Annotated in this window: 13 protein-coding genes; 7 read left to right on the plus strand and 6 right to left on the minus strand. The window is 43.4% G+C overall.

Annotated features, from left to right (window positions below; all coding sequences use genetic code 11):
* Position 1: 1 nt before the first annotated feature.
* Together coaD and waaA are read right to left on the minus strand one after the other, a co-directional pair.
* Positions 2 to 481, minus strand: coding sequence for a pantetheine-phosphate adenylyltransferase (gene coaD / locus HV352_RS00455; RefSeq protein ID WP_181635123.1), 480 nt, complete (start codon positions 479 to 481; stop codon positions 2 to 4).
* An 8-nt stretch (positions 482 to 489) separates the two neighbouring features.
* Complete coding sequence (waaA, locus tag HV352_RS00460) at positions 490 to 1,767, minus strand: lipid IV(A) 3-deoxy-D-manno-octulosonic acid transferase (protein WP_131347192.1); 1,278 nt, start codon at positions 1,765 to 1,767, stop codon at positions 490 to 492.
* 397 nt (positions 1,768 to 2,164) lie between these two features.
* On the opposite strand from waaA, the gene rfaQ reads away from it, so the two are divergent.
* The 6 genes from rfaQ to HV352_RS00490 all read left to right on the plus strand — a co-directional run bounded on the left by rfaQ (position 2,165) and on the right by HV352_RS00490 (position 8,489).
* Positions 2,165 to 3,235: a lipopolysaccharide core heptosyltransferase RfaQ gene (gene rfaQ, locus HV352_RS00465; protein ID WP_181626787.1), complete on the plus strand. Its 1,071-nt coding sequence runs from the start codon at positions 2,165 to 2,167 to the stop codon at positions 3,233 to 3,235.
* On the plus strand, positions 3,232 to 4,356 hold the full coding sequence (locus tag HV352_RS00470) for a glycosyltransferase family 4 protein (RefSeq protein WP_181635124.1): 1,125 nt from the start codon (positions 3,232 to 3,234) through the stop codon (positions 4,354 to 4,356). Before rfaQ ends, HV352_RS00470 begins: the two co-directional genes overlap by 4 nt.
* Positions 4,349 to 5,146 carry a lipopolysaccharide core heptose(I) kinase RfaP gene (rfaP, locus tag HV352_RS00475; RefSeq protein ID WP_019078045.1) on the plus strand — a complete coding sequence of 266 codons (798 nt, stop codon included), beginning with the start codon at positions 4,349 to 4,351 and terminating at the stop codon, positions 5,144 to 5,146. The genes HV352_RS00470 and rfaP overlap by 8 nt, the downstream gene beginning before the upstream one ends.
* A 74-nt stretch (positions 5,147 to 5,220) precedes the next feature.
* Positions 5,221 to 6,231 (plus strand): lipopolysaccharide 3-alpha-galactosyltransferase, encoded by a 1,011-nt coding sequence (gene waaO / locus HV352_RS00480; protein WP_032932027.1) that lies wholly within the window; start codon positions 5,221 to 5,223, stop codon positions 6,229 to 6,231.
* 90 nt (positions 6,232 to 6,321) lie between these two features.
* The gene (locus HV352_RS00485; RefSeq protein ID WP_131380318.1) at positions 6,322 to 7,335 is read left to right on the plus strand and encodes a glycosyltransferase; all 1,014 of its coding nucleotides are present in this window, start codon (positions 6,322 to 6,324) and stop codon (positions 7,333 to 7,335) included.
* Between the two features lie 11 nt (positions 7,336 to 7,346).
* Entirely contained in the window at positions 7,347 to 8,489 is a 1,143-nt protein-coding gene (locus tag HV352_RS00490) for a lipopolysaccharide N-acetylglucosaminyltransferase (RefSeq protein WP_029139714.1), read from the plus strand.
* Positions 8,490 to 8,525: 36 nt separating this feature from the next.
* On the opposite strand, the gene rfaL is transcribed toward HV352_RS00490, so the two are convergent.
* Genes rfaL through rfaD form a run of 4 tightly spaced genes read right to left on the minus strand, consistent with a single transcriptional unit; the run spans position 8,526 to position 12,711 of the window.
* Positions 8,526 to 9,734, minus strand: a complete 1,209-nt coding sequence (gene rfaL / locus HV352_RS00495; RefSeq protein WP_131380355.1) for an O-antigen ligase RfaL — start codon at positions 9,732 to 9,734, stop codon at positions 8,526 to 8,528.
* Between the two features lie 14 nt (positions 9,735 to 9,748).
* Positions 9,749 to 10,726, minus strand: coding sequence for a lipopolysaccharide heptosyltransferase RfaC (gene rfaC, locus HV352_RS00500; protein ID WP_131380315.1), 978 nt, complete (start codon positions 10,724 to 10,726; stop codon positions 9,749 to 9,751).
* Between the two features lie 3 nt (positions 10,727 to 10,729).
* Entirely contained in the window at positions 10,730 to 11,776 is a 1,047-nt protein-coding gene (rfaF, locus tag HV352_RS00505) for an ADP-heptose--LPS heptosyltransferase RfaF (protein WP_046275755.1), read from the minus strand.
* Between the two features lie 2 nt (positions 11,777 to 11,778).
* On the minus strand, positions 11,779 to 12,711 hold the full coding sequence (gene rfaD, locus HV352_RS00510; RefSeq protein WP_003827312.1) for an ADP-glyceromanno-heptose 6-epimerase: 933 nt from the start codon (positions 12,709 to 12,711) through the stop codon (positions 11,779 to 11,781).
* 278 nt (positions 12,712 to 12,989) lie between these two features.
* Here rfaD and yibB point away from each other — a divergent pair, with 278 nt between their 5' ends.
* A complete protein-coding gene (gene yibB, locus HV352_RS00520) occupies positions 12,990 to 13,847 on the plus strand; it encodes a protein YibB (protein ID WP_103284485.1) in 858 nt (285 codons plus the stop codon).
* The last annotated feature ends 152 nt before the right edge of the window (positions 13,848 to 13,999 follow it).

The following is a 13,999-nucleotide window of genomic DNA, read 5'->3' on the forward strand; positions in this document are numbered from 1 at the left end:
ATTACTTCAGTTTACTCAATAATGCCTGATGAACGTTTTCCGGCAGAAAGTGCGTTACGTCACCCTGGTGGCGGGCAACTTCTTTCACCAGTGACGATGAGATAAATGACCACTCTTTAGACGGCATCAGAAAGACGCTTTCCAGTTGTGGCATCAGATGACGGTTCATATGGGCCAGCTGCATTTCATACTCAAAATCGGCTACCGCACGCAGGCCACGGATCAGAATGTTAGCCTGATTATCGCGGGCAAAGTTTGCCATCAGGTCGCTGAATCCCAGAACCTCCACATTACCGAGATGCGCCGTTGCCTGCTGTGCCAGCTCAACGCGCTCTTCCAGAGTAAACATCGGTTTTTTACTGGGACTTGCGGCAATTGCCAGGATTACGTGATCGAACATGTTTGTCGCTCGTGTCACGATATCGATGTGGCCGTTAGTAATGGGATCAAAGGTTCCTGGATAAATCGCCCGTTTTTGCATGACTTGCCTCAATGCGTTTTGGGTGGCAGATAAGGTTCCAGCAGCTGCAGCAGACGCTGAAGCGCGCCCTGATTTTGATACAGAACTTCAACTGCGTGACGGCCATAAAAATTACGATAATCTGCATCGGTCAGTAAAGAAGAGACCTCTTTCACCAGCGTAGTTGCGTCGGTGACGGTGATCAATCCGCTTGCCTGTTCGAGGCGGGCGCAAATATCTTTAAAATTAAAAGTATGTGGCCCCATCAGTACCGGAATGGCGTGCGCCGCGGCTTCCAGTGGGTTGTGTCCACCGCGTTCAACCAGCGAACCGCCAACAAAAGCAAGGTCGGCAATGCCGTACAGCAACATCAACTCGCCCATTGTGTCGCCGATTACGACCTGGGTTCCTGATGACGGAACTTCGCCCGAAGAACGTGTCGTATAGCTTAGCCCAGCCTGGCGTACGAGGTTAATGGCATCCGGGAACCGTTCAGGATGTCTGGGTACAAGAATCAGTAAAAGATTAGGGAACTGGTTTAATAACGCCTGATGGGCGGCAATGATAATGCTTTCTTCGCCGTCGTGCGTGCTGGTTGCAATCCATACCGGGCGGTGAGGTGCCCATTGACGACGCAATGTAATCGCTTTTGCGGCCAGCTGCGGCGTGACGGAAATATCAAACTTCAGGCTACCGGTAACGGTGACCTGATTGCTTCTGGCACCAAGCGTGATAAAACGAGCGCCATCTTCTTCGTTCTGGGCGGCAATCAACGTAATTCGGCGCAGTAGCCTGCCTACAAATTTACCTAATTTAGCGTAGCCAGCAGCTGAGCGAGCGGAAAGACGTGCATTGGCAATGACCAGCGGAATATGGCGCTTATGCAGTGCCGCGATCAGATTCGGCCACAGCTCGGTTTCCATAATTAACACCAGCTTGGGGTCAACTTTATTCAGGAAACGGTTTAGGGCATCCGGTAAATCGTATGGCAGATAAATATGCTGAACGTCAGGGCCAAAAGCGGATTGTACGCGCTCGGAACCGGTTGGCGTCATGGTGGTAACCGTGATCGGCAAGTCGGGGTAACGATGTCGTAGAGCGCGGACTAATGGGATAGCTGCCAGCGTTTCGCCCACGGAAACCGAATGAAGCATGATGCCGCCTGGTTTTAGCGGACGGCGGTAAAAGCCGTAACGTTCACCCCAGCGTTTACGGTAGGCCGGAGCCTTACGTCCGCGCACCCAAAGCCGTATCCAGATCAAAGGCTGAATAAGGTAGAAAAGGGCGGTGTAAAGCAATTCGAGCATAATGGTAGCTGACTTATGAATGTGCTGGGGATTCTATGTATTTAGCTGTGGCTTTACCAATACTTTTCCCATTTTTAAATTAAATAGCGTCCCTCGCGGGGGAAGTCCAGGGTACCAGCATCTTTTGCATCTTTACGTTTTCTGTTGATATTTTCCGGTTTAGTCGAGATAGAGGGCTAAAAATCAAAAGGTCTGAACATCTTAATTCATTGATTTATATGTTTTAAAATCATTGGCTGTGCAAGAATTATTCGAGTCGGAACATGGCGAAAGAAGTGATACACTAGCGCGTAAAAAATCAGTGCGATATCAGTAATCAGGTAGCTGTTGAGCCTGGGGCGGTAGCGTGCTTTTTTCTGCTTAACTTTACCGGACACTCACGATAAAAGAGCCGCTTGTGGATAAGCCAATTAATAGAATTCTGGTCATAAAAATGCGTTTTCACGGAGATATGTTGTTAACAACTCCGGTCATTAGTACGCTAAAGCAGAACTATCCTGATGCGAAAATCGACGTGCTTCTCTATCAGGATACCATCCCAATTTTGTCGGAAAACCCAGAAATTAATGCCCTTTATGGTATTAAAAATAAAAAGGCAAAAGTAACTGATAAAATTACTAATTTTCTGCACCTGATCGGAACGTTGCGCGCAAATGGGTATGATTTAGTTGTAAACCTTACCGATCAGTGGATGGTTGCGATACTGATGCGGCTACTGAACGCGCCAATCAAAATCTCTCAAGATTATGCACATCGGCAATCTTCTTTTTGGAAAAATAGTTTTACATGTCTGGCCCCGCTTAGCGGTGAAAATGTGGTGGAAAGCAATCTGTCTGTGCTGGCCCCGTTGAAACTTAAATCGACTGTTACGCATACAACAATGAGCTATCCTCCGGATAGCTGGGAACGTATGCGCACAGAATTAAATCGGGCTGGGGTTGGTGATGAATATGTTGTAATTCAACCAACGGCACGCCAACGCTTCAAGTGCTGGAATAACGAAAAGTTTTCACAGGTAATTGACGCCTTACACCAGCGTGGTTTGGAGGTAGTTATGACCTCAGGCCCAGGCGAAGACGATCTGGCTTGCGTGAATGAAATTGCACAAGGTTGCAAAGAAAAGCCCGTTACTGCGCTGGCGGGAAAGATGAGCTTCCCCGAGCTAGGAGCGGTTATCGATCATGCGCAGTTGTTTATTGGGGTGGACTCTGCTCCGGGACACATTGCTGCTGCGGTTGATACACCATTGATATGCCTGTTTGGCGCAACGGATCATAATTTTTGGCGACCATGGTCAAAGCAGATGATTCAATTTTGGGCTGGTGATTATCGTCCGATGCCTCCACGCGAGCAGCGCGATCGCAATGAAATGTATCTTTCGGTGATTCCCGCTGACGATGTTATTGCTGCTATCGATAAATTATTACCGGGTAGACTTGTGCCGCCACAAGCGGGGAGTCCCGTATGATTGTTGCTTTCTGTTTGTATAAATACTTCCCATTCGGTGGGTTACAGCGTGATTTTATGCGCATTGCGCAAACTGTAGCGGCACGTGGTCACCATGTTCGTGTCTATGCGCAGTCCTGGGAAGGTGAGTGTCCTGACGTTTTTGAATTGGTTCTTGTACCGGTCAAGTCCCGGACAAACCATGGTCGCAATGCGGAGTATTATTCCTGGGTCCAGGCACATTTACTTCAGCACCCTGTCGATCGGGTAGTTGGTTTTAATAAAATGCCAGGGCTGGATCTCTACTATGCTGCTGACGTTTGCTATGCCGAGAAAGTGGCACAAGAAAAAGGTTTCCTCTATCGGTTAACTTCACGATATCGGCACTATGCAGCGTTTGAACGCGCGACGTTTGAGCAGGGTAAACCGACGCAACTATTAATGCTAACTGATAAGCAGATTGCTGATTTTCAGAAACACTATCAGACAGAAGCTCAACGATTTCATATTCTTCCTCCAGGGATTTATCCAGACAGGAAGTATAGCCAGCAGATTCCGAATAGCCGTGAAGTTTATCGCCAGAAAAACGGTATAACAGAGCAACAAAATCTATTATTGCAGGTAGGTTCTGATTTCACTCGTAAAGGTGTGGATCGTTCAATACGTGCACTGGCCTCGTTACCAGAAACGCTTCGAACTAATACGCTACTGTATGTTGTTGGACAAGACAGACCGAGAAAATTTGAGGCGCTGGCGGAAAAACTTGGCGTACGCAGTAATGTCCATTTCTACTCTGGCCGTAATGATGTTGCAGAATTAATGGCTGCGGCTGATATATTGATGCATCCAGCTTATCAGGAGGCGGCAGGTATTGTTTTACTAGAAGCAATCACTGCCGGGCTGCCGGTGTTGACCACAGCCGTATGCGGTTACGCGCATTATATTGTTGATGCTAATTGTGGTATGGCAATTACAGAACCATTCCGGCAAGAAACGCTGAATGAAGCCTTACGTAAAGCGCTGGTAGAGCCTTCATTGTGTTCGGAATGGAGGGCAAATGCACGACACTATGCGGATACGCAAGATTTATACAGCCTACCGGAGAAAGCTGCGGATATGATTACGGGTGGTTTAGATGGTTGAATTAAAAGAACCGTTAGCCACACTATGGCGCGGGAAAGATGCATTTGAAGAAGTTAAAAATTTACAAGGTGAAGTATTCAGAGAACTGGAGACTCGCCGTACTCTACGATTTGAACTAACGGGTAAAAGCTATTTTTTAAAATGGCACAGAGGCACTTCTCTGAAAGAGATTGTTAAAAACCTACTTTCATTACGCATGCCAGTATTAGGTGCTGATAGAGAATGGAATGCCATTCATCGCCTGAGTCAGTTAGGTGTGGATACAATGACAGGCGTGGGATTTGGTGAGAAAGGGTTGAATCCACTGACTAAAACCTCGTTTATTATTACTGAGGATCTCACACCAACTATCAGCTTAGAAGATTACTGTGCTGATTGGGCCACAAATTCTCCCGATGTGAAAGTGAAGCGTATAATTATTGATCGTGTTGCCACCATGGTGCGTAAGATGCATGCTGGTGGTATCAATCATCGCGATTGCTATATTTGCCACTTTTTATTACATCTGCCTTTTTCAGGGCATGAGGACGATCTCAAGATTTCAGTGATTGATTTGCACCGTGCTCAGATTCGGTCGACTGTTCCCCGACGCTGGCGCGATAAGGACTTAATCGGTCTCTATTTTTCGTCCATGAACATTGGATTAACCCAGCGTGATATTTATAGATTTCTACGCATCTATTGCGAGTTGCCGTTGAAAAGCATCCTAAGTCAGGAGGCTGATTTGTTCAAGGAAGCTCAGGTTAAAGCTAATAAAATACGCGAAAGAACAATCCGTAAATCTCTGTGATTAATTTACCCTGAACTATTTGAAATGCATCATGTGAGAACATGGTCTATTTCTCAAAAATTGGTAAGAGTCAAATGTCTCAATTTAGCGATAAAGAAGTTATCCTTTCTGTTTTTGAGTACGATTTTCGGGAAAATGCTTCTGCAGACTGTTTTAATATCGGTTATGGTATTGACAGGAATTTTTTATTTGGCTGCGGTGTATCAATAGCCTCTGTATTATTGTCGAATAAAAAAATCGATTTCACATTTCATATATTTACTGATTATTTCGATGAGAGTGATAAAGCCAGATTCGCCGATCTTGCTAAACAATATCAATCCTGTATCAAAGTTTACCTAATTGATTGCAATAAATTAAAAGACTTACCTAGTACAAAAAACTGGACTTATGCAACATACTTCCGTTTTGTTATTGCAGATTATTTCTATAATAAAATAGATAAATTATTATACCTGGATGCTGATATTGCTTGCCAGGGTAGTGTAAGAGAACTGGTCGATTATAAGTTTTCCGCAGATGAGATCGCTGTCGTTGTAACGGAAAGAGATTCCGAATGGTGGCATAATCGTTCTGTAACGCTGGCCACTCCAGAATTAATCACCGGATACTTTAATGCTGGATTCTTACTTATCAACATCAACGCATGGCACAGTAATAATATCTCTTCCCGAGCCATCGAAATGTTGCGAGTTCCAGAATGGGTGGAAAGAATAACTCATCTTGATCAAGATGTCCTTAATGTATTGTTAGCCGGAAAAGTAACTTTTATCAATGGTAAATACAATACACGCTTTAGCATTAATTATGAACTGAAAGATAAAGTAGTCAATCCTGTGAATAATGAAACTGTCTTCATTCATTATGTGGGACCGACAAAACCCTGGCATGAGTGGTCCAACTATCCGGTATCGAAGAGTTTTTTAGTTGCGAAAGAGGCCTCGCCCTGGCATTCAGTAGCGCTTCTCAAACCGACCAATAGCAATCAATTCAGATATTGTGCAAAGCATAAATTTAAACAAGGGTTATACGTTCAGGGACTGTGTAACTACTTTAATTATTATCTGACCAAGTTGAAAGGTTAACTGCTGGCTAAGTATATTGTTAAAATAATCAACGACAATGCATATCTTAGCCTCTGGAAAATATAGCTGAAATAATTAAAGGTAATTAACTTGGACTTCAAAAGATTAACTAACTTCAAAGATATTATTGAGTTAGACAGACGTGTTACACCATGTGATGATCGTGACACTTTTAATATCTCATGGGGAATCGATAAAAATTACCAAACTGGCGCGGCAATTTCTATTGCCTCAATCCTTGAAAATAATAAACAGAGTAATATTAATTTTACTTTTCATATTATTGCGGATTATTTAGATCAAGAATATATTGTACTTTTGACACAATTAGCAGAACAGTATAAAACAGTTATTAAGCTATATCATATTGATTCTGAACCGTTGGTGTCACTACCTAAAACAAATATATGGCCAGTGTCAATATACTATCGCTTGCTTTCATTTGATTATTTTTCTGAACGATTAGATCGACTGCTATATCTTGATGCTGATATTACGTGTAAAGGCTCTTTAGAGGATCTTGCTGCACTGAAATTTGATGGGGAATATGGTGCGGTTGTAGTAGATGTTGATTCAATGCAGGATAAAAGTGCAGAGCGTCTACATAATCCTGAGTTTAAAGGCAACTACTTTAACTCGGGTGTCATGTATATAAACTTGCAGCAATGGCTTAACTCTAATTTAACGAAAAAATTCTTCGAATTATTGTCAGATGAAAGTATAGTTTCCAGAGTAAAATATCCTGACCAGGATATTTTAAATATCATGTTTTTGCATCATGCGGTATTACTACCGAGGAAATATAACTCAATTTATTCATTGAAGTCTGAGTTTGAGATTAAAAATAAAAATTACTATAAATCAGTGATTAATGAAGAGACAGTATTTATTCATTATACTGGTGTAACAAAACCATGGCACGAGTGGGCTAACTATTCCTCAGCACAATTTTTCCGCACAGTATATGAGAAGTCACCATGGAAGAATCAGCCTTATCAAGTTGCAAAACAAAAGCACGAATATAGAGAAGAATATAAACACCTTCTTTATCAAAATAAAATAATTCCAGGCCTGATCGCAGCAATTAAATATAAAACAATGTAATGGTGATCTTTATGATTGATAAAATCATATTTACTGTAACACCTATTTATTCTATTCCACCACGTGGTGCCGCAGCAGTTGAGACCTGGATGTATCAGGTTGCCCAAAGAACCAAATTCCCTAATCGTATTGTCTGTATAAAGAATGAAGGATATTCTGATTATTCTTACGTAAACGAAAAATGTAGTATTCATCGTATTGGATTTAGCTCGGTATATAAGCGTATTTTCCAAAAGTGGACTCGGCTGGATCCGTTACCTTATTCAAAGCGCATACTGAAAGTTGCCGAAAAGTTTGAGATAACCGATCAAAGTGTGATTGTTGTCCATAACAGTATGAAGCTATATCGACAAATTCGTTCGCAAGCTCCTCAGGCTAAAGTTGTGATTCATATGCATAATGCGTTTGAACCTAAGTTGCTTGATAAAAAAGTTAAGATGATCGTACCAAGTTTGTTTTTGAAGAACTATTATCAATCTTATCTTCCTGAAGCTGATATTGTTATTGTGCCTAATGGTATTGACCTGGATATCTATCAATCGTCATATGAATCAATATCAAAAAATAAATTAAGTATTCCCCCTGAAAGCAAGGTGGTATTTTTTGCTGGACGTATAGTCCCTGATAAAGGCGTTCTCTTACTTCTGCAGGCTTTTGAAAAGTTGCTGCATGAGAACAAAAATCTGAAGCTTGTGGTTGTTGGTGATCACATGGAAGTAAGTAAGAACGATAAAGGTGATTATCAGCGTGAAGTTCGGGAAATAGCTGAGCGCCTCAAACCACATTGTATTATGTTAGGTAGTATCTCACCCGAGAAAATGCACTATTACTATCCACTGGCAGATATAGTTGTGATTCCTTCTCAATTTCAGGAGCCATTTTGTATGGTGGCTATTGAGGCTATGGGCGCTGGAAGACCTGTATTAGTCAGTACTCGAGGCGGCATGGTTGAGTTTGTTAAAGATAAAATTACAGGCTATCACCTTACAGAGCCGATGACTGCAGAAACTATTGCTCAGGATATTACCAGGGTAATGGCGGAAAGTAGTTTAGCGGATACCGCCCAACGAGGTCAGCAATATGTCTTTGGAAACTATAGTTGGTCTGCGGTTACACAACGGTTTGAAGAGGTTATTTGTAACTGGTTCGAGTGAAAAAAAGGCTACATAAAGTAGCCTTTTTTTACTATTTTATTTATTCTTCAGCGCTAACAGAAAACCTGCAAAAATACCCAACAGATCTAACTCAATCTGCTCAACGTTGCCACGTATAATAAAATAACCGAAAAATGAAAGTAAAATTATTATATAAGCATTGTATGGGGAATAGTAATTCTCCCTAAATGCATGCGTAACACATTCTCTCACAATGCTAGTGTACACCAGTATTAAACCCACAAGTCCAAGTAATCCTGTACCAAACCATACAAAAAGAATAAGGTTGTGTGGTCCAATTGACTCGCGGAATGTCCAGTTTGGATAATCAACAACACGCTTGTTGTATACAGTTTTATAAGCGTTATTACCAAAACCATAACCAATAACTGGATTTTCTAAGATTAGGTCAAACGCACTTCCTTGCGTACCGTTAGTATAGCGATATGAACTGTCAGTTTGCTGCAATTTAAAGGTCAGTTTTTCTGACATATCTTTGTGTGAAAATATAGCTGTCAGAGCAACAATAGCTACGAGGATTCCTACAGTAAGCAATCGCCATTGTTTGTACATGATTATCCATGTAAGAGCAATAATGAATACAGATAACCATGCGCCACGGGACAATGTTCCAAGAATTAAAAAGGTGTATATCGCCCCTAACAACAGGAATAATATACGGTATTTCGCTGATTTAACGAGCCATAGATTCAGAAGCACTGGGAATAAAAACACCATTGCATCTGAAATTCCGCGATGTTGGTAATTAGTAAAAGGCATGATTCCTTGCTGATAGTCCTGATAATAAAGGACAAGTTCTGAAAGGCATCGCAAACTAAGAGCTGTAAGGAGCGAGAAGAATATCAACTTTGAAATGGTTTCTTTGCTTTCTTCTCTTAGTAATACAGGGATCGCAATAGTGCATAATAAGACATTTTCAACAACTGAGTTGTTTATCTCTTTCAGGCTAGCTTTTAGTTCAGGAGTGAACACTAAAGAGACGAAGGTAGCGATTACAAGAAATGATACACTTGCAAAAACAAATGTTTTAAAAATAGGAATATAATGTCGAGGATTCTTACATAAATAAACTATCGTTGTGATAGTCATCAGGATGACAATCAAATGTTTATAACGAGTAATACCACCTAAGAAATAGGTGGCGACAAACAGAAATATAAGTCCTCTATTCCAGTTTATCTTCCAGTTTTTTTTCTCATCTAAAAAAAACTTTGTTAAAGCCATCATTTCTCCGACACTTACAGACAATTATTTAAAAAATTGCAATTAATTGATTCTAATACGGTCGAAGAACGCAAGTCTGAAAGATTTTCACTTTCTGAGCGACATGCCACTTGATTCTTCCCATACCCACCAATCAATCCTGGGTCCGTTGGACCGTACAACGTAATATTAGGGCGATCCAGTGCAGCGGTTAAATGACTCAGGCCTGTATCAACCGACACCACAAATTTTGCCCCCGCCAGTACGCGAGCGACCTCTCCCAAAGTCATCCGTGGAAGAACATCAACATAAGAAAAACCATTTGCCAGCCTACGGGCTCGTGCTTCTTCATGAGGAGCACCCCATGGCAGTTTAATACGTATGCCAGCGTTATTTAACAAGCCAATTAGCTCCCGCCAGTTGGCTTCTGGCCAGTGCTTATCATCACGCGTTGTGGCATGCAGAAATACGGCATACTGGCCCGCATCAGCATTACGTTCTTTCAGAAAATGCTGAGCGATAGCGTAATCACCCTGCGACTGGGGCCTGGAATATCCCAGGCTTTTGGCGAACAATTCACGCGTACGTTCTACCGCGTGCTGCTGTTTGGCAATGTGATGTTTGCGATTATAAAACAGGCTCGCCAATGGTTCGCGCGCCGTGCTCCAGTCCATACCATGCTTGATGCCACGTGCCAGACGCGTAACCAACGCCGCGCTTTTAACCAGACCCTGCGCATCAATTATCGCGTCATACTGATGTAAACGCACCGCATCGCGAAAGGCTTTACGCTCGGCTTTAATCGGCGCTGAAAACCAGGCTTTACGCCAGCGGCGGATCGCCACTGGAATAACCCGGTCAACGGCTGCATGCCAGGATGGGATCTGCGCGAAGCCTTCTTCCACTACCCAATCAAATTGAATATCCGGCATGACCTGCTGCGCATCGGTTAATGCCGGTAACGTATGCAGTACATCGCCCATAGACGATGTTTTAACGATCAGTACCCGCATCCGTCAGGCTTCCTCTTGTAACAACAGGTCGTTAAGTTCTTCCAGCACGCGCTGGGGTGTGATGTCAATCAGGCTCTGATGATAGCCTTCTGCTGCATCTCCCTTGCGTACTTTGTGATAGCCCGTAATCAAGCGAATTACGCGCGCCTTGTGTGAAAGCGGCGGAGTAAAATCCGGGCTGCTGGGGCCATACAACGCTACCAGAGGTCGATTCAACGCTGCGGCAACGTGCATTAATCCAGAGTCGTTGGTGACCACCGCTTTGCAGGCGGCGAGCAGAATGACGGCCTGCTCCAGCTGTGTTTCGCCTGCCAGATTACGGCACCAGGGCTGCTGATCAACGCTCAGCGTCGCCAGGATCTCATTTCCGGCTTCATGGTCTTTTGCAGAGCCAAAAAGCACAATCTGATGGCCTTCATCGATCAGCTGCTTCGCCAGGTCTGCGTAGTGGTAATGTGGCCAGCGTTTCGCTGGACCAAATTCCGCTCCAGGGCAAAAGCCGATGATGGGGCGTTCGGCAGAAAGGGAAAACTGGCGACAGGTCAGGGACTTTTCACCTTCGCTTACTTGCAACTGCGGCCATAGCAGAGGCTGCGGCAAATCTTTAGCTGACAGCATTACGCCTTTATCATAGGCCAGGGCTACATAGCGTTCGACCATCAGCGGCCAGGCATCTTTATCCAGCACGCGCGCATCGTTTAGCAGGCCGTAGCGCATTTCACCACGCCATCCGGTACGATGGGGAATGCCAGCAAAAAACGGTACCAGCGCGGATTTAAACGAGTTAGGCAGCACATAGGCGCGGTCATAGCGTTTTTCACGCAGGCTATGACCGAGTTTACGCCGCTCGCCGATCTCCAGCGCGCCGTGTCCCAGCGGCATGGCGATAGCTTCGTTAACTTCAGGCATGCGCGACAATAACGGACGGCACCATGCAGGTGCCATCACGTCGATTATCGCCTGGGGATAGCGCGCCTTAAGCGTGCGATAGAGACTTTGCGACATCATCATGTCGCCCACCCAGGACGGGCCTACCACCAAAATTTTCATACTTACGCGTCGCGGTTCAGCCAGGCCATATATTCCGTTACACCTTCAGCAACGGTTTTAAACGGCTTGTCATAGCCCGCAGCACGCAGATTAGTCAGATCGGCCTGGGTAAACGCCTGATAGCGACCTTTCAGTTTTTCCGGGAATGGGATGTACTCAATGCTGCCTTTTTTGTGGTACGCAAGCGTTGCATCGGCAACGGCCTGGAAAGATTCCGCACGACCGGTACCAAGGTTAAAGATGCCGGAAACCCCGTTTTCCAGGAACCACAGGTTCACCGCAGCCACATCGCCTACGTAAACGAAATCACGCTTGAAGTTTTCACTGCCTTCGAACAGTTTTGGTGTTTCGCCATTGTTGAGCTGGGTGTTGAGGTGGAAAGCGACGCTCGCCATACTGCCTTTATGGCCTTCACGCGGTCCGTAGACGTTGAAATAGCGGAAGCCAACAATCTGAGAATTGGCTTCTGGCAGGATCTGACGAACGTACTCGTCGAACAGGAATTTTGAGTAGCCGTAAACGTTCAGCGGTTTCTCATATTCACGGGATTCGATGAAATCAGAAGTGCGGCCGCCGTAGGTGGCGGCAGAGGACGCATACAGGAACGGAATTTCACGCTCCAGGCAGTAGTGCAACAGCTCTTTGGAGTATTGATAGTTGTTATCCATCATATACTTGCCGTCCCACTCGGTAGTGGAGGAGCATGCGCCTTCGTGGAAGATCGCTTCGATATCGCCGAAATCTTCTCCGGCCATAATCTGGATCAGGAAGTCTTCCTTGTCCATGTAGTCAGCAATATTCAGATCCACCAGGTTAACAAACTTGGTGCCATCTTTCAGGTTGTCCACCACCAGGATGTCGGTGATGCCTTTATCATTCAATGACTTGACGATGTTGCTGCCGATAAAGCCCGCGCCGCCGGTAACGATGATCATAAATGTAACCTTCGAATTTTGGAGTCAGAGACAATCTCAGACACTAATGTCTGTAATCATACCATCACATCGGCATCCCTTCAGCCTCTTAAGTAAGATGGTGGGTCGGTAGAAGGCCTATAAACACCAGTATAATAATGCTTATTTAATGGTTATTAAGTCTATTAAATTAATCTTAAATGTACTTAGTTTTTTTATATCCATCTATGTATATTATATGTACAAAAACAAAAACTATGTGATATAATATTTTTTTTATTAATGGTTTGAAAATGGTTATGAAATCGTCTACCACTATTGTGACAGCATATTTTGATATCGGTAGGGGGGAGTGGACTGTTAATAAAGGCTTCCGTGAAAAACTTTCCCGATCTTCTGATGTCTATTTTGACTACTTCAAACGGTTAGCCGCTTTAGAAAATGAAATGGTTATTTTTACTTCGTCTGAGTTTGAAGACAGAGTTGCGGAAATACGCAAAGGTAAGCCCACAAAAATTATAACCATAGATTTAGGTAAAAAATTTAAGCATATTAATAATAAAATAAGACAAATCCAGCAGGATGATACCTTTAAGAATAAATTAGAGACGCGACAGCTAGGTAACCCTGAGTACTGGTCTCCAGAATATGTGTTGATCAATAATTTAAAAGCATATTTTGTAGTGAAGGCCATAAATGCAGGCTTAGTTAATACTCCGATGGTTGCCTGGGTAGACTTCGGATATTGCCGTAAACCGCAGGTTACTCGCGGATTAAAAGTATGGGACTTCCCTTTTGACCGTAATAAAATGCATCTCTTCACGATTAAAAAGGGTCTGGTTATATCATCCAGAAAACAGGTTTTTGATTTTATGATCGGAAATCATACCTATATTATCGGCGGCGCTATTGTTGGTTCACCAGAGAAATGGAAAGAGTTTTACTCATTAGTCACTGAGTGTCAAAAAGAGACTCTCAGAAATAATATTGTTGATGATGATCAGGGTATTTTTGTCATGTGTTATTACAAGCGCCCTGATCTATTAATGCTTAATTACCTTGGTCGTGGCAAATGGTTCGATCTGTTCCGTGTTTATCGGCGAACCGCTTTAGGTGCAAAACTCCAGGCATTGCGAATTTTTCTCACTCGAAAGTAGTGGCTTGAATGAGATTGAAGGGTTACCTAACCAGATAGAATGCTGCAAAGGCATTCTTCTGCTATTGCTGTTGTTTTTTTATGATTTTTTATAAAATCCAGCCAATTCAATTGGTTGAGATTCAGTGCGTCCAATGAATCCATACGACGGCA

The sequence above is a fragment of the Citrobacter sp. RHBSTW-01044 genome (genome assembly GCF_013781945.1).
Classification (GTDB): domain Bacteria; phylum Pseudomonadota; class Gammaproteobacteria; order Enterobacterales; family Enterobacteriaceae; genus Citrobacter; species Citrobacter braakii.

What these genes read in the sequence shown, in the direction of transcription:
- rfaF (WP_046275755.1), bottom strand. Translation starts at nt 11,776, where the DNA reads ATGAAAATTTTGGTGGTAGGCCCGTCCTGGGTGGGCGACATGATGATG.
- yibB (WP_103284485.1), top strand. Translation starts at nt 12,990, where the DNA reads ATGAAATCGTCTACCACTATTGTGACAGCATATTTTGATATCGGTAGG.
- rfaP (WP_019078045.1), top strand. Translation starts at nt 4,349, where the DNA reads ATGGTTGAATTAAAAGAACCGTTAGCCACACTATGGCGCGGGAAAGAT.
- coaD (WP_181635123.1), bottom strand. Translation starts at nt 481, where the DNA reads ATGCAAAAACGGGCGATTTATCCAGGAACCTTTGATCCCATTACTAAC.
- HV352_RS00490 (WP_029139714.1), top strand. Translation starts at nt 7,347, where the DNA reads ATGATTGATAAAATCATATTTACTGTAACACCTATTTATTCTATTCCA.
- waaO (WP_032932027.1), top strand. Translation starts at nt 5,221, where the DNA reads ATGTCTCAATTTAGCGATAAAGAAGTTATCCTTTCTGTTTTTGAGTAC.
- HV352_RS00470 (WP_181635124.1), top strand. Translation starts at nt 3,232, where the DNA reads ATGATTGTTGCTTTCTGTTTGTATAAATACTTCCCATTCGGTGGGTTA.
- rfaL (WP_131380355.1), bottom strand. Translation starts at nt 9,734, where the DNA reads ATGGCTTTAACAAAGTTTTTTTTAGATGAGAAAAAAAACTGGAAGATA.
- rfaC (WP_131380315.1), bottom strand. Translation starts at nt 10,726, where the DNA reads ATGCGGGTACTGATCGTTAAAACATCGTCTATGGGCGATGTACTGCAT.
- waaA (WP_131347192.1), bottom strand. Translation starts at nt 1,767, where the DNA reads ATGCTCGAATTGCTTTACACCGCCCTTTTCTACCTTATTCAGCCTTTG.
- rfaD (WP_003827312.1), bottom strand. Translation starts at nt 12,711, where the DNA reads ATGATCATCGTTACCGGCGGCGCGGGCTTTATCGGCAGCAACATCGTC.